The organism is Fundidesulfovibrio sp. YSD1, assembly GCF_055397115.1.
Genome location: NZ_AP043666.1, coordinates 2617913 through 2636810 on the forward strand (window position 1 = coordinate 2617913; position 18898 = coordinate 2636810).

Below are 18898 nucleotides of genomic sequence, written 5' to 3' on the forward strand. Positions count from 1 at the left end.
TTTTTCACCCGCCTTTCCCGCATAAGAAACATCCGCCCGCATCCCGCAAGGAGGAGAGCGTCATGCCTTTGGTTTCCCCCAAGGAAATGTTCGAGAAAGCCTACGCCGGAGGCTACGCCGTCGGCGCGTTCAACGTGAACAACATGGAGATCGTCCAGGGCATCATCGCCGCCGGGAACCAGGAGCGCGCCCCGCTCATCCTCCAGGTCTCGGCCGGGGCCCGCAAGTACGCGGGCGAGAACTACATCATGAAGCTCATGGAAGCGGCCATGCAGGACACCGGCCTGCCCGTGGTGCTGCACCTGGACCACGGCCAGAACTTCGACATCTGCCAGAAGGTCATCAAGGCCGGGTTCACCTCGGTGATGATCGACGGCTCGCATCTGCCCTTCGAGGAGAACATCGCGCTCACCAAGCAGGTGGTGGAATGCGCCCACGCCCAGGGCGTGTTCGTGGAGGCGGAGCTCGGCCGCCTGGCCGGCGTGGAGGACGAGGTCAGCTCCGAGCACAGCGTCTACACCGACCCGGACCAGGCCGTGGAGTTCGTGGAGCGCTCCGGCTGCGACTCCCTGGCCATCGCCATCGGCACCAGCCACGGGGCCTACAAGTTCAAGGGCGAGGCCAAGCTCGACTTCGAGCGCCTGGAGAAGATCGGCAAGCTCATGCCCGGCTATCCCCTGGTGCTGCACGGCTCGTCCTCGGTGCCCCAGGAGTTCGTGGAGATGGCCAACGCCCACGGCGGCAAGGTCGGCGGGGCCAAGGGCGTGCCCGAGGAGATGCTCAGGCGCGCCGCGTCCATGGCCGTGTGCAAGATCAACATCGACACGGACATCCGTCTGGCCATGACCGCCGTGATCCGCAAGTACTTCGACGAGAACCCCGAGCACTTCGACCCCAGGCAGTACCTGGGCCCCGCCCGCGACGCCGTGCGCGACATGGTGGCCCACAAGATCCGCAACGTGCTGGGCTGCTCGGGCAAGGCCTGATCGGAAACCGAACTTCGGGGGCGCGGCCGGAAAGGGGCCGCGCCCCTTGTCCGTTACACTTCATTTCGGGCGCGTCGCGCGCACCAAGGAGGCATACATGGCGACCAAGATTGGCGTTAACGGATTCGGCCGCATCGGCCGCTACCTGACCAGGATTCTTGCCGGAGACAAGAACCTCGAAGTGGCGGTGATCAACGCCCGGGCCAACAACGCCGAGCTGGCCAGGCTTCTCAAGTACGACTCCGTGCACCGCACCTTCCAGGGCGAGGTAGGCACCTGGGAGCACGGCATCACCGTGGCCGGCAAGCAGATCCTGGTCACCCGCCAGCCCGGCGGCGAGTGGGAGTGGGGCAAATTGGGCATCGACATCGTGGTGGACACCACGGGCAAGTTCACCGACCGCGAGAAGGCCTCCCAGCACCTGGCCTGCGGCGCCAAAAAGGTGATCATCTCCGCCCCGGCCAAGAACCCGGACTGCACCGTGGTCATGGGCGTCAACGACCACGACTACGACCCGGCCTCCCACTCCATCGTCTCCTCCGCGTCCTGCACCACCAACTGCCTGGCCCCGGTGGTCAAGGTGCTGAACGACGCCTACGGCATCAAGCACGGGCTCATGACCACCATCCACTCCTACACCATGAGCCAGCGCATCCTGGACGGCTCCCACAAGGACCCCCGCCGCGCCCGCGCCGCCTGCGTCTCGCTGATCCCCACCACCACCGGCGCCGCCCGCGCCGCCACCCTGGTGCTGCCCGAACTCAAGGGCAAGCTGGACGGTTACTCCATCCGCGTCCCCACCGCCGACGGCTCCATCGTGGACCTGACCTGCGAGATGGAGAAGCCCGTGACCAAGGAAGGCGTCAACGAGCTCCTCAAATCCAAGGCCACCGAGAGCATGGGCTACACCGAGGAGCCCCTGGTCTCCGTGGACTACCTGGGCGACACCCACGGCGGCGTGGTTGACGGCCTGTTGACCACCGTGCTCGACGGCAACATGCTCAAGGTGGTGATCTGGTACGACAACGAGGCCGGATTCACCCACCAGCTGGTGCGCCTGATCCGGATGGTGGTGGACAAGGGCTAAAGGCCCGCGTCCCGGCGGAAGGCCCGCAAAGGGCTTCCGCCACGCCTGCTGACATCCGCCGCGCCCCGCCCGGAACGTCCGGAGCGGGGCGCGTTTCACTTCGCAGACCGCGCCCGGGAGGTGTCCGGGGGCGGCCGAGGGCTTGGTGACACGACAGTGAAAGCGCGCAGAACGAAGACAATCCTGGGCCTCGCGGCGGCGCTGCTGGCGCTGGCCTGCGCCCTTGGCGGGCTGTGGAGCGCCGAGCGTTCGCGCGCCGGGGAAGCGGCCCGGGTCGGGCTGCTCCACGGCATGGACCGGCTCCAGGCCGCGCTGGGCGCGCGCCTGTCCGCCCTGCGCGCGCAGGCCTCGGACATGGCCCGCGCTGACGGGTCCCCAGGTGCGGCGCAATCCGGGGGCGCGGACGCCGTGCTCCTGGCCGACGCCTCGGGCCGGATCGCGCGCGCCTTCGCGCACGCCCCGGCGTTCTCCCTGGAACTGGCCGAACTCCTCGAACTCTACGGCGTCACGAGCCGGGAGCGAAATCCCGCCGATTCCGGGATCGTGCTCACCGCGGCCGGGCCGGTGCTCTTCGCGGCCGCGCCCCTGCCCGGGCCGGGCGGGGGGACGCTTGTGCTGGCGCACCTTCTGGACGCCGGGGAAACGGCGGAACTCGGCCGCGAGGCCTCCCTGGACGCGGCCTGGCTGGACCTTCGCCGCCTGCCCGTGGACATCGGCCTGATCGACGTGGCCCGGCCCGCGCCCGCCAGCGGGGTCCCGGTGGCCGTGCGCGCGCTCGGGGGCGGACGCCTGGAGGGCGTGGGCCTGGCCTGCGACCCCTGGGGCGCGCCCATCGGGGCCTGGCGCATCTCCCTGGACGGGCCAGGAGGCGGCCCGGCCCGGACGGGCCTTGCGGGCGCGTTCGCCCTTGGCGGCGTGCCGGCCCTTTTGGGCCTGGGGCTTGCGAGGCGCGGCGGCAAGGGCTCCGGAGGCGGCGACGCGGGCGGCGCGGAGCTTTCCGGCCTGCGCGTGCTGGTGGCGGACGACAACGCCTTCAACCGCGAGCTGCTCACTGCGGTGCTCGAAGGGGCCGGGGCCTCGGTGGTGCAGGCGGAGGACGGCGTGCAGGCCGTGCTCGCCGTCCTGGAGCACGGCCCGGACCTGGCTCTCATCGACGTGCGCATGCCCGGGATGGACGGCCTGGAAGCCGCGCGGGCCATCCGCTCCAACCCGCGCTGCCGGGAGCTGCCCGTGCTCGGCGTCTCGGCCGGTGGCGGCGGAGCCGGGCGCGAGGAGTGTCTGGCGGCGGGCATGAACGGCTACCTCGCGAAGCCCGTGACGCGCGCCGCGCTCATGACCGAGGCCGCGCGCCTGTTCCCGCCCGGGGGCGCGCGCCCAGCCCTCCCGCCCGCCGGCGCCGCGCTCCCGGCCCCTATCCCGGCTTCGTCTTCTCTGCCCGGCGTGGACGGCGTGGACATGGCCCGGGCGCTCGCGCTCTTCGACGGGGACGAGGCCCTGCTGGCCCGGATGCTGGCCGCCTTTCCGGAGAACTTCAGGGGCGCGTGCGCGCGCATCTCCGCGCTGCTCGAGGCCGGGGACGCGCGCGGGGCCTGGATCATGGCCCACGGGCTCAAGGGCGCGGCCGCCGGGATAGCGGCCCACGGGGCGGGCGCACTGGCCGGACGGCTCGAGGAGCAACTGGCCGGGGGCGAGACGGGTCCGGCCAAGCGGACGCTTGCGCAACTGGACGCGCTCCTGCATGATCTCTTCGCGCGCATCGGGGAAGCCCTGGGACGCAAGGGCTCCCCGGGCGCTGGAACGGAGTTTTGAGATGGACGTGCAGACCGTGCAACGCATCAGGCGGGTGCTCGCCGAGACCAGCCTGCTGGTGGTGGACGACACCCCGATCATACGCAGCGTCATTGAGGGCATCCTCGAGCCCCTGGGCCTGAAAAGCGTGTTCCAGGCGGGCAACGGCGAGGAGGCCTGGGCCGTGCTCGAGCAAAAGCCCGTGGACATTGTGGTGGCGGACTGGGTGATGCCCGGGCTCAACGGCCTGGAGCTTCTCTCGCGCATGCGCGGGCACGAACGCTACGCGTCCACGCCCTTCATCATGATCACCGGCGTGCCCGACAAGACCCTCGTGACCGAGGCCATGAAGCTCGGCGTCACCGACTTCATGATCAAGCCCATGGACGGCTCCGTGCTCAAGCAGAAGATACTGAAGGCCCTGGGCCCGAGGCTCGCCTAGCAGCCTGTTGAAAAACTCTCGCTGGCTGCGTTGCAAGAAAAAGTCAAACCCTCACGTATGTGAAATACGCATCGGGCTTGACTTTTTCTTGCGCCTTGCCAGCGAGCTGTTTTGAACAGGCTGCAAAATAACGCTTCTTCAACGGCTGCTAGGCTCCGCCCGAACCCGCCGGACAAGGACTTTTCGGATGACCAAGACCACCGGCCCAGTCGCAGCCGTGACCGGGCTTACACGCGACGCCGTCAGGGCCAGCCTGGCGCTCTTCAAGGTGATGATCCCGATCATCGTGGTGGTGAAGGTCCTCAAGGAGCTGGGGGCCATCGAATACCTGGCCGCGCCGCTGGGGCCGCTCATGGAGCTGGTGGGCCTGCCCGCCGGGATGGGCCTGGCCTGGGCCACGGCCATGCTCTCCAACATCTACGCCGGGCTCATCGTGTTCCAGGCCCTCTCGCAGGACATGGGCCAGCTCAGCGTGGCGCAGGTCACGGTGCTTGGCGTGCTCATGCTCATCGCGCACAACCTGCTGGTGGAAGGCCAGGTGACCAAGCGCTGCGGGGTGAGCTTTCTCGGGCAGAACCTGCTGCGCGTGGCCGGGGGGCTCGGCTGCGCCTGGCTCACGCACCTCGTGCTGGACGGGGGCGGGTACCTGCAAGGCCCGGCCGCCATGCTCTGGCTGCCGCCCCCGCAGGAGGCCTCCCTGGCCGGATGGGCATACGGGGAGCTCAAGAACCTGGGCTACATCTTCCTCATCATCCTGGCGCTCATGGGGCTCATGCGCGCGCTCAACGCGCTTGGGCTCACGAAGCTCCTGGAGATGCTCCTTTCGCCGTTCCTCAAGCTCATGGGCATAGGCCCCACGGCGGCCACGGTCACGGTGATCGGCATGACCATGGGCTTGACCTACGGCGGCGGGCTGATCATCCACGAGACCAGGGCCGGGCACATCCCGAAAAAGGACGTGTTCGCGGCCGTGTCGCTCATGAGCCTGTCGCACGCGCTCATCGAGGACACGCTGCTCCTCGCCTTGATCGGCGCGAGCCCCTGGGGAACGCTCGGGGCGCGCCTGGCGTTCTCGCTGGTGGTCACGGCAGCGCTCTCGCGCTGGGCGGCCGCGCGGGAACGGGCCGCCGCCTCGGCCTGATCACTTGCCTTCCAGGGCCTTCTTCACCAGGGCCTCGATGCTCCCGCCGGTCTTCAGCCTGATGTAGCGGCCGGACACGGCGGCCACGTACGCCTGCGTCTCCGGGTAGGGCGGCACTCCCGCGAACTTGCGCACGGCCTCGGGCCCGGCGTTGTAGGCGGCCAGGGCCAGGCGCACGTCGCCGAAGGCCTTGAGCTGGGCGGCCAGGTAGCGGCTGCCCGCGTCGATGTTGGCCGTGGGGTCGAAGGGGTCGCCGAGGCCCAACTCCCTGCCCGTGCCCGGCATGATCTGCATGAGCCCCTGCGCGCCCTTGGGCGACACGGCCTTCTCGTCTCCGCCCGATTCCACCTCCATCACGGCCTGCACCAGGGCCGGGTCCAGCCCGTGCCTGGCCGAGGCCTGCCTGATCCAGGCTTTTCTCTGCGCGGGCGTCGAGCCTTGGGGCACCTTGAATTCGTAGGCTCCGGGCACGTGCTCGCCGGCCTGCGGCTCGGCGGCAAGGGCGTACAGGGGGAAAAGGGCCAGGAGCAGGGCGAGGAGTCTGTGCATGCCCCTGGCTCGCAGATGAGGGACGGTTTGTAAAGCGCGCAGGGCTCAGCTCGGGGCGTGCTCCACCTTGTCGATGAAGGAGCCCACGCGCGCGGCCTGGGCCTTGTCCAGTGCGAAGATGAGCCCCATGGCCACTGAGCCGTTCTCGTAGTCGCAGCTCTTCACCTGGGCGCGCACGCGCTCCACGCTCAGCCCGTCCAGGTGCAGGGCCAGGTCCATGCGGTCGCCGGTCATCACGTTGACGATGGTGCCGCCGCTGTTCAGGCCCGCCAGCACTCGGCAGCCGCCCAGGCTGATGTCCGTGACGTAGGCCGAGGACTCGAAGTGCTCGTTGACCAGCCTGGCGGCCAGCAGGCAGGATATCCTGGGGTGCTTGCGGCGCATGAGGATCTCGATCTTCCTGGGGTAGTGGAAGAAGACCATGGGGCGCGGCCTGGTGATGAACTTGACCACCCGGGTCACGAACCCGAAGTAGGCCCCGCCGGACTCGAAGCGCGCCCGCAGGCCCATGCCGGGCTTGGGGCAGTTCTTGAGCCCGGAGGCCACGGGCATTTCCGCGATGACCGTGTCGCGCCCGTCCAGGCCCAGGATGGCCGAGCGCTCGAAGAGGTGGCTGCCCGTGAACTGGAGGTCGATGGGCTCCATGCAGCGAAGCGGCACCTGGTCCGCGCCGCCCACGCTGGCCGTGGCCTCGCGCAGCTCCGTGCCCGGGATGGCCCCGGGGTTTCGCGGCGCGCTGCGTGTGGCCTTGGCCCGGATGGCCTCCGCGGCCTTGAGGTGCTCCATGAGCTGCCCGGCCGTGAGCGAGGCGTCCAGGGCGTTCTCGAAGCTGAGCCCCAGGCTGATGGAGCCGTTTTCCTCGCTTCGCCCGCGCACCTGGCCGGAGATCTTCTCGATGCGCATGGCCTCCACCGGCAGGCTGACCTCCACGCGTTCCCCGAAGCCCGCCCCGGCCGCGCCCTTGAGGTCGCCGCGCGCGGCCACCACCCGGCAGCCGCCCAGGCTCAGGTCGCTGACGTGGCCCCTGCAGGAGAACCCCCGGCCCTCGATCACGGCCGGGATCAGGCACTTGAGGCGCGGGTGGCGCCGGAGCACGCGCACCTCCACGTCCTGGGGAAACGAGAGGAAGGCCACGGGGAAGGGCATCTTCAGGCTCGAGAGCACCTGGGACTCGAAGCCGTAGACCACGCCCTGGTCCTCCAGGCGCACGAGCATCGCGGCGGGCTCCTGCCCCACCTGCTGGGGCATGGCCGCCGGAAGCCTGACGATGATGAATTCCCCCGGGACCACGCCCAGCACGCAGCCCCGGAAGGTGCGGTCGTCGCCGGGCAGCTGCAGGGAGACGGGATGGCCTGGTGAGAGGAGCGGGCAGGCCTGGCTCCCGGGCGTGCCGGGATTCCTCGGGGAGGCGTCGGTGCGCATGGCCGTCCTGGGCGGCTGGGCCGCCCTGCCGGAACGTTTGGGGGTAAGAACCGGGCCGGATGGCCCAAACCGCATGTCCTTCGGAATCTAACCCGTGGCGGTTCCACGCGAAAGCGCGGGAAACACGAAAAAAACGCCCGTCCGGGCCGGGGGCTCACAGCCCGCGCGCACGTTCCGGCTTGAAGGGCCTCTCGCCCGCCAGGGCCGCGTCCAAAAGCGCGAGGCCTGCCTGCCTGTCCCTGGGCATCCTGAGCTTGAGCGGCACGTAGTTGGAGGCGTGGTCGGCCAGAAAAAGCCCTCCGGTCATGCCCGTGTGCGCGAGCATCTCGCGCAACTCCATGGCCATGCCCCGGGCGTCGTGCAGCGTGAAGCGCCCGGTTCGAACGTCCTCCCACAGGGGCGTGCCCGGCACCGGGATCAGGCACAGGGCGGCCGCGTGGTCCGGGTCCATGGCCGTGAGGGCCTCGCCCGTGAGCCTGGCGTGCTCGCGCCAGCCTTCGGTCCCGGCCAGGCCCACGATCACCGTCACCGAGAGCTTCATCCCGGCCTCGCGGGCCTTGCGGGCCGCGGCGAGCATCTGCGCCGTGGTCACGCCCTTGTTCATGCGTGAAAGCACCGAATCGTCGCCGGACTCCAGGCCCATGTGCACCATGGCCAGGCCCATGGCGCGCAGGCGCGCGAGTTCATCCGGGCTCTTGGCCGCGATGCTGGCCGCGCTGGCGTAGGCGCTCACGCGGGTGAGCCTGGGCATGGCCTCGCGCAGGCGAGACAGAATGCGCTCCAGACGGGCAAAGGGCATGACCATTGCGTCCCCGCCACACAGGAACACCCGGCGTTGGCGCGTGAGCCTGCGCGCGGCGTAGTCGATGTCCGCGAATACCGTGGCCTCGTCCTTCACCCGGAAGCGGTCGGCCTGGTATGCCCCGCAAAAGGCGCAGGCGTTGCGCGGGCAGCCCACGCAGACCTCCAGGAGGATGCTGTCGGCTCCCGAGGGCGGGCGGATGATGTTGCCTTCGTGGTGCACGGTTCTTCCAGGCCTATTTCCTGGGCCCTTCGCAGACGGGCGCGCCGGGGTCGCAGCATGCCGAGACCACGCGGTTTCGCCCTTCGGACTTGGCCTTGTACATGCAAGTGTCAGCCGCCTGGACGAGCTTGTCGAACATGCCCGACGGGTCGCCCGCGTAGGCCTGGATGGTCGAGACGCCCACGCTCACCGTGACCTCCGGCCTGTCCGCGCCGCCCTGCCGGTGGGCGCGCACGCCGTCCAGCAGCCTGTCCGCGAGCATCCGGGCCTCGCCCTTGCCCGTGTTGGCGCAGACGACCAAGAACTCCTCGCCGCCCAGGCGGCCCAGCAGGTCCGAGGCCCGCGAATGGCCCTTGAGCGCGCGGGCCACCCCGGCCAGCACCGCGTCGCCCTTGGCGTGGCCGTAGTGGTCGTTGATGGACTTGAAGTTGTCCACGTCGATCATCAGGCAGGAGCAGGGCTTGTCCGCCCTGGCGCTCAGTTCCAGGAGCCTCGGCCCCTCCTCCATCAGGGAGCGCCGGTTGGGCAGGCCCGTGAGCTCGTCGGTCAGGGCCATGGTTTCCAGCAGGCGCATGTCCTCGATGATCTTGGCGCGCATGGTTTCGTAGGCTTCGGCCAGCACGGCCAGCTCCACGGGGCCCTCGCTTTGCGCCAGCGCAGGGGGGGGCTGGTCGTAGCGGCCCTGGGCCAGGCCCTTGGCGTGGCTGGCCAGGGGCTCCACCACCTTCTCGATGGAGCGCGCCAGCCTGAAGGCCAGGGGCATGATGGCCAGGAAGGAGAGAAGCCCCGCGGAGAAGATCACGGCCAGGGCCGGGCGCACGGCCTTGGACAGGGAATCCTCTGGCACGGTGCCCACCAGGGTCCAGCCCGTGGTGTCGAGCCTGCGCGCCAGGGCGATCATCCTGGAGCCGTCCTGGGCCAGGTAGTTGAAGGGCGAGCCGCCGGGGTCCACCTCGGAGGGCTTGGGGTCGTTCTGCGCGCCCGCGTCCTGGCCCTCGGCGCGGATGATCGCGCCCCGCCCGTCCAGGAGCAGGGTGTGGCCGCCGGGTTCGAGCGTGGGGCCGCCCACGGCCTTTTCGATCACGTCCAGGGAGACCGTGGCGAAGACCACCCCCAAAAAACGCCCGCCCGGGCCGTTCACGGGCGCGGAGAAGATGATGATGCGCGCCCCGGTGGCGCGGCCGGTGACCACGTTGCTGATGAACGGGCGGCCTTCCCGGCCCTCCTTGAAGTAGTCCCTGTCGCTCAGGTCGATCCCGGGCGTGGCCACGGTGTCCGCCACGGTTCGCCCCGACTCGTCGGTGAGCACCACGCCCTTGACCTCGGGCATGACCGACACCGCGCGCCTGAACGCCTCGGTGGCGCGCTCGCGGCTGGGGTCCGCCAGCTCGGGCAGCTCGGCCAGGCGCGTGACGTCGCGCTGGCGGTCGCCCAGCCAGGTGTCGATGAACTGCTTCTGGAGGGAGAGCGTGCGGCTCATGTCCTCCAGGGCGCGGCTCTGGAGCCGGGCCGAGAGGTAATAGCCTATGAACACCGCCATGAGCGCGCACGGCAGGAAGGTGAAGAGCAGGGCGTAGGCCCTGAAATAGGCGCGGAGCGGCCAAGCCGGCGACAGCAGCATTCTGGCGTTATCCTTCGGCAATGGTGAACGCCCGCAACGACATGGACGCCGCCCAATGCCTCTCCCATCTCGCCCCGGCTGTCAATGCGCGGAAATGGCGGAAAAAATTGAGGCTCTTACAACGAGCGGACCTGGTCGCGCCCCTGGTTCTTGGCCTGGTACAGGGCCGTGTCCGCGCGCTGGAGCAGGGAGTCCTCGGTGTCTCCCGGGCGAAGCGCGGCCACGCCGGCGCTCACGGTCTGGGTCCGGCCGCTCTCGAACACGTGGGCCTTCACGGTCGAGCGGATGCGCCCGGCCACGAGCAGGGCCTCCTCCAGGCCGGTCTCCGGGCACAGCACGAGGAACTCCTCCCCTCCCCAGCGTCCGGCGGAGTCGGCGGCCCGGATGGACGCCCGGGCGACTCCCGCCACCTCCTTGAGCACCTTGTCGCCCATGAGGTGCCCCAGCTCGTCGTTGACGCGCTTGAAGCGGTCCACGTCCATGAGGATGATGGAGAGGGGCCTGCCGTAGCGCGCGGCCCGGGCGAACTCCTCCCTGAAGAGCGAGTCGATGCGCATGCGGTTGGGCAGGCCGGTGAGGGGGTCGGTGCGCGAGGTGACCACGAGCTCCCGGTTCAGGCGCTTGAGCTGGAGGTTCCACAGAAGCCCGATGACCGCGGCCACCACGAAAACCCCGGACACGGCCAGGACCAGGCGGACGTTCACGCGCTCCTGGACGTTTATGGACACGTGCCTGTTGACGATGAGCCCGCGCTCCTGGGCCGTGATGGAGGCCACGCCCTTGTTCAGGACGTCGCGCAGCATGGGCTCCGCCCTGACCACGCCGATGCGCAGCTTGTTGGCGTAGTCCGGGAGCCTGCCCGCGATCTTCAGGTTGAAGAGCCCCTCCTTCCTGATGGTGTAGGCCGCGATGATCAGCGAGCGCAGGGTCATGTCCGCCTTGCGCTCCGAGACCATGTTCAGGGCCTCCATCTCGGTCTCGGTGACGACGACCTTCAGGTTCGGGTAGTCCCTGCGGATGCGCTCCTCCATGGAAGTGCCCCTGGGGAAGACGATGGTCTCGCCCATGAGCGCCGCCGGGTCGTCGATGAAGCCGTGTTCCTCGCGGGTGATGAACACGTTGGAGTCGGTGAACAGGGGCTCGGTGAAGAGCAGCCACTGGTCTCGCTGCGGGGACTGGTTGAGGAAGCTGAGCGCCATGCAGCGGCCCTCGCGGGATGCGGCCAGGCTCTCGTCCCAGTCCTTGGTGGGCACGATGCGCAGGCGCACCCCGGCGCGCTCGGCGGCCAGGCGCAGGAGGTCGGCGGCGATGCCCTGGTAGATGCCGTCCTCATCGATCCACTCGAAGGGCACCCAGTCCGGGTCCACGCAGACCGTCACGGGGCCGAGCTTCTCCACGTAGGCCTTCTCCTCCTCCGTGAGCCCGGATGCGGAGCACGGGGCGGCGGCCAGGGCCAGGAAGGCGAGCAGGGCCAGGGCCTGGGCCAGGCGCGGGAGCGGGAGTGGGTTTAGGGTCGGGATGCGCATGGGTGCCCGCGAACCATACACCAGGAGCGCCCCGGGCGGAAGTGGCGGGGCGCGCAGGGATAAACGGTTGAACTCGGCGTGCCGATTTGGCAAGGTCGCGCTCGTCCGCTTCGCGGCGCATTCCACCAGCAACCGCCACCCGCCCGAGCCAGGCGAACTGGCCCTGGCGCAGGGCCTTTCGACCCCGGCCCCGCGCGTGGGGTTGGAGCGCAAGATGACACCCAGAATGTTGGTTTCCTTCGTCCTGCCTTGCTACAACGAGGCCAAGGGCATCCATATGATGATGGACCGGCTGGAGGCCTTGGCCGCCGCCCGGCCCCACCTGGACTTCGAGTTCGTCTTCGTCAACGACGGCAGCCGCGACGACACGGCCGTGAAACTCGACGCCTTCGCCGCGCGCGACGAGCGCGTCAAGGTGGTCCACCTGGCCCGGAACATGGGCCACCAGATCGCGCTCACCGCCGGGCTCGACTTCGCCCGGGGCGACGCCGTGTGCATCCTCGACGCCGACCTCCAGCACCCGCCCGAGCTCGTGGACGACATGCTGGCCAAGGTGGCCGAGGGCTACGACATCGTGCACGCCCAGCGCACGAACCGCGAGGGCGAGTCCGCCTTCAAGGCGCTCACGGCCAAGGCCTATTACAAATTGCTCTCCGCCATCAGCCACGACGAGGTGGCCCCGCAGTGCGGCGACTTCCGCATGATCACCAAGAGGGTGGTGGAGGTGGTGCGCCGCTTCCGCGAGCCGCACCGCTACATGCGCGGGCTCTTCTTCTCGCTGGGGTTCAGGCAGTGCCTGGTGAGCTACGACTGCGGCGAGCGCTGCGCGGGCGAGACCAAGTACACCCTGCGCAAGATGCTCAACCTGGCCTCGGCGGGCATCATCAGCTGCTCGAGCGCGCCGGTGACGTTCCTGCTCACCTGCGCGGCGGCGCTGTGGGGCGCGAGCCTCCTCTACCTGGCCTACGCCCTGGTCCAGCACGCCATGGGCGAAACCATCCCGGGCTGGACCTCGCTGGTGGTGCTCTTGACGTTCTTCACGGGGCTCGTGCTCTTCAGCCTGTGGATCATCGCCCTCTACGTGAGCAAGATCTACGAGCAGGGCCGCATGCGCCCGCTCTACTGGCTGGCGGGCACGCGGAACGTCCGGCCCGAGGACGTCCGCGGCCGGGCCGGGGAGGGCGAGGGCCGCGAGATCCGGCGGGACGCGTGCTGATACGCGGGGCGCGTCCAGTACCCCCCCCGTCCGGCCCGGCCGGGCGCGCGCTCCTCTGCCTCTACTGGGCCCTGGCCCTGTGGCTGGCCTGGCTCGTCTTCGACGACGCGGCCTTCGGGCTCATCGACGACCACGTCTTCTACAACCATTCGCTGCTGGGGTCCTACTGGCGGCTCTTCTGGGGCAACGAGCTGGCCAGGTTCTGCCCGCTCAACGGCCGGGAGTTCCTGATCCTGCGCGAGGCCGGGGTCATGAGCGCCCCGCTGTTTCTCGGCATCCAGTCCCTGAAGCTCCTGGCCTGCGCGGGCCTCGCGCTCGGCGTGCTGCGCCGCTACGGGGCCCCGCTCGGCGCGGCCTGCGCGGCGGGCGCGCTCATGCTCACCACCCCGGCGTTTCTCGTGGCCGCCTCCAGGCTCTTCATCCCGGAGCTCACCTCGCTCACGTTCTTCCTGGCCGCGCTCTATTTCATGCCGGGGCCGGACGACAGGCGCGCGGGGTGGCGCTTCTGGGCCGCGCTCGCGGCGGGCAACCTGGCGCTCTACTACAAGGAGCCGGGATTCCTGGCCCTGGGCGCGCTGGCCTCCATGCTCGTCATCGGGGCCGGTTTCGGGCGCGGCGGCGTGCAAGGGCGCTTCGCGCGCGCGCTGCTCGTTTCCGCCGGGCTCTACGTCGCGGCCTATTACTTCCTGGCCTACCGCTACAAGGGGGCGCAGACCTACGCCGCCGGGCGCCAGCTCCCCCTTTCGGACATCCTCGCCTACTACGCCCAGAACGACGTCCTCTTGCTGGGGGGCCTGGCCGTCCTGTGCGCGCTCGCGCCCAGGCTCTGGCGGGGCCGGGACGGGGAGAGGGCGGCCGTGGCCTGCCTGGCCGGGGCGCTCGTCTACGTGGGCGTGTTCTTCGTCCTGCGCATCACCTCGCCGTGGTACCTCCTGCCAGCGTGGGCCTTCATGCTGCCGGCCCTGGGCACGGCCCTGGGCCTGGCGGCCGGGGCGCGCGGCAGGGCCTGGAAGGCGGCGGCCGTGGCCGCGGTCTGCGTGGCCGGGGCGAGCTCCGTGGCGGGCGGGATCTACCACCTCAAGTTCAACAAGGCCGCCGAGGGCGGGATGGAGCGCTTCTTCGACTTCCTGGCCAGCCGGCCGCACGCCGAAGGTTCTCCCCCGGAGGTGATCCTCGTGCCGCGCATCGACCCGGACTCCGAGATCGCCCACGGCCTGCGGGTCATGCTGAGCTACAAATGGCTGGCCAAGCGCTACGAGTACCGCTTCGGCGTCAACGAGGACCTCACCTCGTTTCTCGCCTCGCACAAGGGGCTGGTGATGCTGACGCCGTTCACCCTCGTGAGCGACAACGAGCTCAAGGGGCTCGCGCAGTGCTACCGCACGCTCCACGCCTCCCCGGAGGGCGTGCGGGATTATTCCCTCGCGGGCGTCACGCCGCGGATCGTGAAGTCTGCCGCGCCCGCGAGCGAGCTCTTGGCCAATAGCCTGCGCCTTCGCGGCAACTTCGCGCTCCTGGAGGGCGACGTCACCGGCTGCAACCGGCCCTTCGACTGGAGCAGGCTGCGCTTCGAGGCCGACGCCGTGGGGCTCAAGGTCTGCCCGCTCTCCAAGGCCAGCTTCAAGATCCGCGTGACCAACGACTCCGGCGAGGAGTTCGTGCGCGAGCGGGCCGTGCTCGGCAACACGGTGAAGATCGTGATGGCCTCGGCCAGGCAGGGGGAAGAGCTGCGTTTCGTGGGCCAGAAGGACCTGCCCGAGCGCATCGCCCCCGGCGAGACGGTGACCATCGAGGCGTCGTTCACGCCCCACGGGTTCACGCCCGCCGCGCTCGGCGGCTACCTGGGGTTCTTAAACAGCGAAGGGGGCATCCATCTGGCCTGGGACGGCCAGATTTTCGCCGGACACTTCAAACCCTCGCCCGGCGCGTGCCTGGAGTAGGCGGGCCGCGCGGGCACGGACGCAGGGACGGGGCGCCCGGGTGAACCGGAAATGCCCTGGACGCCCGATTGTCCCTGTTGCTATGCTTTGTTGCGCCCAAGCATCCGAGAAATCAGGAGCCTTCATGCCCCTTGCCCCGAAAGCGCCCGTCCTGGAGCGGGACTCGCGCGTCATCACCCCCTCCCAGGCGGCGTTCCCGTTCACGAGCGCGGCCATCTTCGGGGCGGGCTCGCGCGGGCTGGCCGCCCTGCGCCTGCTCAGGCGAAGAGGCGTGGAGGTCACGGCCGTCCACGACAACTCCCCGGCCAAGCAGGGCGCGGACATCGAAGGCGTGCCCGTGCTGGCCCCGGCGCGCGCCATGGAGTCCGGCTCCAGGGCGCTTGTGGTCTGCAGCCAGTGGGAGGCGGAGATCCTTTGCCAGCTCGTGGACATGGGCTATCCCGGACCGGTCTACTGCTTTCGCCACTACAGCGCGTTTCTCGAACCCGAGCTCCTGGACGAGCACGCCGGACGCCTGGAGGCCTGCCTGCGGGGCCTGGCGGACGACGAGTCCCGGGAGGCGTTCTCCTGGGTGCTGCTCTCCAGGGCCTACGGCGAGGACGGCTACCTGCGCCTGTCGCCCTATCCCCAGTACATGCACCCCCTGGTGCGGCCCGAGCCCGGCGACGTGGTGCTGGACGCGGGCGGCCACGGCGGCGAGACCAGCGCGGAGTTTTTGCGCCGCATGGGCGGGCGCGGCCGGATCTACTGCTTCGAGCCGTGCGCCGAATACTTCGAGCGCCTCCAGGCGGCGCTCAGCAAGCACCGCCTGGACGGCGCGATCACCCCGGTGGGCCTCGGGCTCTGGAGCGGCAAGGACAGGCTGCGCTTCAGGCGCGACCTGGTCTGCCCCGGCGGAAGCTGCGTGGACCCCCAGGGCGACGAGGTGATCGAGGTCACGAGCGTGGACGATTTCGTCACGGAGCGGGGGCTTGAACGCGTGGACCTGATCAAGGCCGACATCGAGGGCGCGGAGATGGAGATGCTTCGCGGCGCGCGCGGCACGATAGAGCGCCACGCGCCCAAGCTGCAGATATCCGTCTACCACCGCAAGGAGCACCTCTGGGAGGCCCAGGAGTTTTTGAGCGCGCTGCCGCACGGCTACGTGTTCCACCTGGGGCAGCACAGCATGATCCAGACCGAGACCGTGCTCTACGCGAGGCCCTCGGCGCGGGCCGGGGCCTGAACCTCATCCGGGCAAGCAGGGGAGAGCGGGCATGGACGTGATCGTTTGGGGCACCGGGGGCATGGCGTCCTGGTTCGCGCGCAGGGCCGCCGGGACAGGGTGGCGCGTGGCGGCCTACGTGGACAACGATCCGGCCAGGTGGGGAACCGAGTTTGGCGGCGCGCCCGTCTTGTCCCCGGAGCAGCTTCGCGGCGCGGACTGCGGGGCGGTGGTGCTTTGCAGCGCCTACGCCTCCGAGATCAGGGCGCAGATAGAAGAGGGCTCGCTCACCGGCGCGCGCGTGCTCACCTGCAACGCGCAGCGAAACGACCTGACCATGGCCGACGACGCGCCCTTCGCCCTGAAGAGCTGGCACACGCTCCAGGTGCCCATCACCGAGACCTGCAACCTGACCTGCCTGCACTGCGAGAACACCAAAAAGGGCGGCCCCGTGTCCCAGATGCCGCTCGCGGACCTGGTCAGGGCCCTGTCGCACTTCGACCCGGAGCAGTTCGCCAACCTGATGATCACCGACGGCGGGGAGATCACGCTGGTCAAGGATCTCCCGGGGTACGTGGAGGCCATGGGCTCGCAGGGGTTCCGCTCCGTGAGCTTCGTCACCAACGGCAGCAGCGGCAGGCGGGCCGTGATGGAGGACGTCCTGAAGACCGGGGCCGTGTCCGAGGTGCTCATCAGCATCGAGGCGGCCTCCGAGGCGCTGTACCGGCGCATTCGCGGACAGTCCTTCAAGCGGCTGACCGAATTCCTGGAGAACCTGCGCGCCGTCAGGGAACGCCTGGCGCCCAAGGCGAAGTTCTTTTTCAACTGCACCTGCATGAAGGAGAACATCGCGGAGGTGCCGGAAATCGTTTCCCTGGCGGCCCGTTACGGGCTCCATGGGGTCAAGTTCGTGGCCCTGTTCCCGGTTGCGGGCAAGCTGCCCCCGGAGAAGCTCTGCGTGCCCGGCCAGACCCTGGAGAATATCGACCCGGCCGTGGTTTCGTCCGTGTTCGCCCGTGCGCGCGAACTCGGGGAGCGCCACGGGCTGGCCGTGGAAACGCCCGTGGCCGCGCCCCGCCCGGAAGATCGGCACGCCGGGCGGGCGGCCTGCCACCGGCCCTCCGACGCGCCGCGGTCCCGCTGCCCCATGCCGTACCAATGGGTGCAGGTGGGGCGCGGCGGGGAGGTCCACCCCTGTTGCCAGATCGCCAAAAGCTACAGCCTCGGCAACGTTTTCGAGGAGGACTTCCGCTCCGTCTGGGAGAGCCCGGCGGCGAAAAAACTGCGAGACTCGCTCAGGCCCGGGGCGGCCCCGCTGCCACAGTGCGCCTCGTGCAACATCCTCAAGGGCTACTCCTGGTAGCCCGAGGCGGGGCCGCGCCGAACCCCCGGCGCCGCCGCTCCGTATCCCTCGAAACCCGTTCCGGCCCGGGACTGCCCAGCAGGTTCATGCCCGCGCGGACAAAGGAGCCCCTCCCATGAGAAACGCCGCGTGCGTCCTGGTCCTGGCATTTCTTCTCACCGCCTGCCACCACGGCGCTCACCCGGGCCCGAGGCCCCTCTCGGGCGGGCCCGTGCTCTACCAGTACTCCAGCCTGGCCGCGCTCATGGCGGGAGGCTACGAGGGCGAGGCCACCGTGGCGGACCTGGCCGCCAGGGGCGACTTGGGCCTTGGCACCTATCGCGGCCTGGACGGCGAGATGGTGGTGCTGGACGGGGTGTTCTACCGCGCGGACGCCTCGCTGGCGCTGAGCGTCGCGCCCCGGGAGGCCGCCGTGCCCTTCGCCACGGTGGCGTTCTTCGTCCCGGACGCGGGGGCCGACACCCCGGACCTTGGGGACCTCGCGGCCCTGGCCGCGTGGCTGGACTCGAAATTGCCGTCGGAGCGTTCGTTCGCGGCCGCGCGGGTGAGCGGCGTGTTCCCGGCGCTGACCATCCGCAGCGTGCCGGGCTTCTCCCCGCCGTACCCGGGCCTGGCCGAGGCCCTCAAGCAGCAGAACACGAAGGTCCTTGCGGACGCCGAGGGCGTGCTGGTGGGCATCCGCAGCCCTCGGGAGGCGGCCGGGCCTGCTGTCCCCGGCTGGCACTTCCACTTCGTGGACAAGGATCGCGCCACGGGCGGGCACGTGCTGGCCGCGTCCGTGCGGGGGGCGCGGGCGCAGTGGATGGCCATGCCGGCGGTGCTCATGGAGACGCCGCGCGACCCGCGCGACCCGCTCGGCCTCGAGGCCGTGGAGGTTCCGGGCGAGACCGTGGGCAAGGGGGCCGGGAAGTAGGGGGGCTGGGGCCGGCTTCGCCTACGCCGACATGTCCACGGGCGCGGATTCTACCACGCCTCCCCGAGAAGCCGGATGACGTCCTCGCGGGAGGGCCGTCTCGGATTGCCGCCGGTGCAGATGTCCTCGAGCACGTTCTTGGCGATCACGTCCATGTGCGACCTGAACGCCCCCTCGCCGATGTCCAGCTTTCGGATGCCGTTCGGGATTCCCATGGATTCGTTGAGTTCGCGCACCGACTGGATCAGGCCGGAAGTCCCTTCCTCCACGGTTGTCGCAGGCAGCCCGAAGGCCTTGGCGATCTCGAGGTACTTCACCCCCACATGAAAGCTGTTGAAGCGTATCACGTAGGGGAGCAGCACCGCGTTGGCCACCCCATGCGGCACGTGAAAAAGCCCCCCCAGGCTGTGGGCCAGGCTGTGGGTTATCCCCAACCCGCTGTTGTTGAAGGCCATGCCCGCCATGCAGGAGGCCAGCAGCATCATCTCGCGGGCCTCCATGTCGTCGCCGCACCGGTAGGCCCTGGGGAGATACCGGGACACGTAGGCGATGGCATGCTCCGCATAGATCGTGGTGAAGGCGTTGGACCGGAGGCATGTATACGCCTCGATGGCGTGGGTCAGCACGTCCATGCCCGTGGCGGCGGTCACGAACGGCGGCATCGTTCGGGTGAAGC

16 protein-coding genes are annotated in these 18898 nt (G+C 69.7%); 10 read left to right on the top strand and 6 right to left on the bottom strand.

Features of this window, described 5'->3' with window-relative positions:
• Positions 1 to 62 precede the first annotated feature (62 nt).
• From fba to ACZ5V4_RS12330, 5 genes are all read left to right on the top strand, one after another.
• Positions 63 to 986: a class II fructose-1,6-bisphosphate aldolase gene (gene fba / locus ACZ5V4_RS12310; protein WP_464315151.1), complete on the top strand. Its 924-nt coding sequence runs from the start codon at positions 63 to 65 to the stop codon at positions 984 to 986.
• Positions 987 to 1083: 97 nt separating this feature from the next.
• Positions 1084 to 2073 carry a type I glyceraldehyde-3-phosphate dehydrogenase gene (gap, locus tag ACZ5V4_RS12315; RefSeq protein ID WP_464315152.1) on the top strand — a complete coding sequence of 330 codons (990 nt, stop codon included), beginning with the start codon at positions 1084 to 1086 and terminating at the stop codon, positions 2071 to 2073.
• Between the two features lie 156 nt (positions 2074 to 2229).
• On the top strand, positions 2230 to 3882 hold the full coding sequence (locus tag ACZ5V4_RS12320; protein WP_464315153.1) for a response regulator: 1653 nt from the start codon (positions 2230 to 2232) through the stop codon (positions 3880 to 3882).
• Position 3883: 1 nt separating this feature from the next.
• Positions 3884 to 4303 carry a response regulator gene (locus ACZ5V4_RS12325; RefSeq protein WP_464315154.1) on the top strand — a complete coding sequence of 140 codons (420 nt, stop codon included), beginning with the start codon at positions 3884 to 3886 and terminating at the stop codon, positions 4301 to 4303.
• Positions 4304 to 4490: 187 nt separating this feature from the next.
• Positions 4491 to 5444, top strand: coding sequence for a hypothetical protein (locus ACZ5V4_RS12330; RefSeq protein ID WP_464315155.1), 954 nt, complete (start codon positions 4491 to 4493; stop codon positions 5442 to 5444).
• Here the strand turns inward: ACZ5V4_RS12330 and ACZ5V4_RS12335 are convergent, their stop codons facing one another.
• The 5 genes from ACZ5V4_RS12335 to ACZ5V4_RS12355 form a co-directional block, all read right to left on the bottom strand.
• Positions 5445 to 5993 (bottom strand): lytic transglycosylase domain-containing protein, encoded by a 549-nt coding sequence (locus ACZ5V4_RS12335; RefSeq protein ID WP_464315156.1) that lies wholly within the window; start codon positions 5991 to 5993, stop codon positions 5445 to 5447.
• A 45-nt stretch (positions 5994 to 6038) separates the two neighbouring features.
• Complete coding sequence (locus tag ACZ5V4_RS12340; RefSeq protein WP_464315157.1) at positions 6039 to 7415, bottom strand: flagellar brake protein; 1377 nt, start codon at positions 7413 to 7415, stop codon at positions 6039 to 6041.
• Positions 7416 to 7569: 154 nt separating this feature from the next.
• Positions 7570 to 8439 carry a B12-binding domain-containing radical SAM protein gene (locus ACZ5V4_RS12345; RefSeq protein WP_464315158.1) on the bottom strand — a complete coding sequence of 290 codons (870 nt, stop codon included), beginning with the start codon at positions 8437 to 8439 and terminating at the stop codon, positions 7570 to 7572.
• A gap of 13 nt (positions 8440 to 8452) precedes the next feature.
• On the bottom strand, positions 8453 to 10060 hold the full coding sequence (locus ACZ5V4_RS12350) for a diguanylate cyclase (RefSeq protein ID WP_464315159.1): 1608 nt from the start codon (positions 10058 to 10060) through the stop codon (positions 8453 to 8455).
• Positions 10061 to 10176: 116 nt separating this feature from the next.
• A complete protein-coding gene (locus ACZ5V4_RS12355) occupies positions 10177 to 11586 on the bottom strand; it encodes a diguanylate cyclase (protein WP_464315160.1) in 1410 nt (469 codons plus the stop codon).
• A 214-nt stretch (positions 11587 to 11800) separates the two neighbouring features.
• Here ACZ5V4_RS12355 and ACZ5V4_RS12360 point away from each other — a divergent pair, with 214 nt between their 5' ends.
• From ACZ5V4_RS12360 to ACZ5V4_RS12380, 5 genes are all read left to right on the top strand, one after another.
• Positions 11801 to 12802: a glycosyltransferase family 2 protein gene (locus ACZ5V4_RS12360; RefSeq protein ID WP_464315161.1), complete on the top strand. Its 1002-nt coding sequence runs from the start codon at positions 11801 to 11803 to the stop codon at positions 12800 to 12802.
• The gene (locus ACZ5V4_RS12365; RefSeq protein WP_464315162.1) at positions 12796 to 14742 is read left to right on the top strand and encodes a hypothetical protein; all 1947 of its coding nucleotides are present in this window, start codon (positions 12796 to 12798) and stop codon (positions 14740 to 14742) included. The genes ACZ5V4_RS12360 and ACZ5V4_RS12365 overlap by 7 nt, the downstream gene beginning before the upstream one ends.
• A 124-nt stretch (positions 14743 to 14866) precedes the next feature.
• A complete protein-coding gene (locus tag ACZ5V4_RS12370; RefSeq protein ID WP_464315163.1) occupies positions 14867 to 15967 on the top strand; it encodes an FkbM family methyltransferase in 1101 nt (366 codons plus the stop codon).
• A gap of 31 nt (positions 15968 to 15998) precedes the next feature.
• Positions 15999 to 17309 (top strand): radical SAM protein, encoded by a 1311-nt coding sequence (locus tag ACZ5V4_RS12375; RefSeq protein ID WP_464315164.1) that lies wholly within the window; start codon positions 15999 to 16001, stop codon positions 17307 to 17309.
• A gap of 115 nt (positions 17310 to 17424) precedes the next feature.
• On the top strand, positions 17425 to 18222 hold the full coding sequence (locus tag ACZ5V4_RS12380; RefSeq protein WP_464315165.1) for an acetolactate decarboxylase: 798 nt from the start codon (positions 17425 to 17427) through the stop codon (positions 18220 to 18222).
• Positions 18223 to 18272: 50 nt separating this feature from the next.
• On the opposite strand, the gene ACZ5V4_RS12385 is transcribed toward ACZ5V4_RS12380, so the two are convergent.
• The gene (locus ACZ5V4_RS12385; RefSeq protein ID WP_464315166.1) at positions 18273 to 18872 is read right to left on the bottom strand and encodes an iron-containing alcohol dehydrogenase family protein; all 600 of its coding nucleotides are present in this window, start codon (positions 18870 to 18872) and stop codon (positions 18273 to 18275) included.
• Positions 18873 to 18898: the final 26 nt, after the last annotated feature.

Bases quoted from the DNA above. Each gene is read 5' to 3' on its own strand.
- fba (WP_464315151.1), top strand. From the start codon at position 63: ATGCCTTTGGTTTCCCCCAAGGAAATGTTCGAGAAAGCCTACGCCGGA.
- gap (WP_464315152.1), top strand. From the start codon at position 1,084: ATGGCGACCAAGATTGGCGTTAACGGATTCGGCCGCATCGGCCGCTAC.
- ACZ5V4_RS12325 (WP_464315154.1), top strand. From the start codon at position 3,884: ATGGACGTGCAGACCGTGCAACGCATCAGGCGGGTGCTCGCCGAGACC.
- ACZ5V4_RS12330 (WP_464315155.1), top strand. From the start codon at position 4,491: ATGACCAAGACCACCGGCCCAGTCGCAGCCGTGACCGGGCTTACACGC.
- ACZ5V4_RS12335 (WP_464315156.1), bottom strand. From the start codon at position 5,993: ATGCACAGACTCCTCGCCCTGCTCCTGGCCCTTTTCCCCCTGTACGCC.
- ACZ5V4_RS12340 (WP_464315157.1), bottom strand. From the start codon at position 7,415: ATGCGCACCGACGCCTCCCCGAGGAATCCCGGCACGCCCGGGAGCCAG.
- ACZ5V4_RS12350 (WP_464315159.1), bottom strand. From the start codon at position 10,060: ATGCTGCTGTCGCCGGCTTGGCCGCTCCGCGCCTATTTCAGGGCCTAC.
- ACZ5V4_RS12355 (WP_464315160.1), bottom strand. From the start codon at position 11,586: ATGCGCATCCCGACCCTAAACCCACTCCCGCTCCCGCGCCTGGCCCAG.
- ACZ5V4_RS12360 (WP_464315161.1), top strand. From the start codon at position 11,801: ATGACACCCAGAATGTTGGTTTCCTTCGTCCTGCCTTGCTACAACGAG.
- ACZ5V4_RS12370 (WP_464315163.1), top strand. From the start codon at position 14,867: ATGCCCCTTGCCCCGAAAGCGCCCGTCCTGGAGCGGGACTCGCGCGTC.
- ACZ5V4_RS12375 (WP_464315164.1), top strand. From the start codon at position 15,999: ATGGACGTGATCGTTTGGGGCACCGGGGGCATGGCGTCCTGGTTCGCG.
- ACZ5V4_RS12380 (WP_464315165.1), top strand. From the start codon at position 17,425: ATGAGAAACGCCGCGTGCGTCCTGGTCCTGGCATTTCTTCTCACCGCC.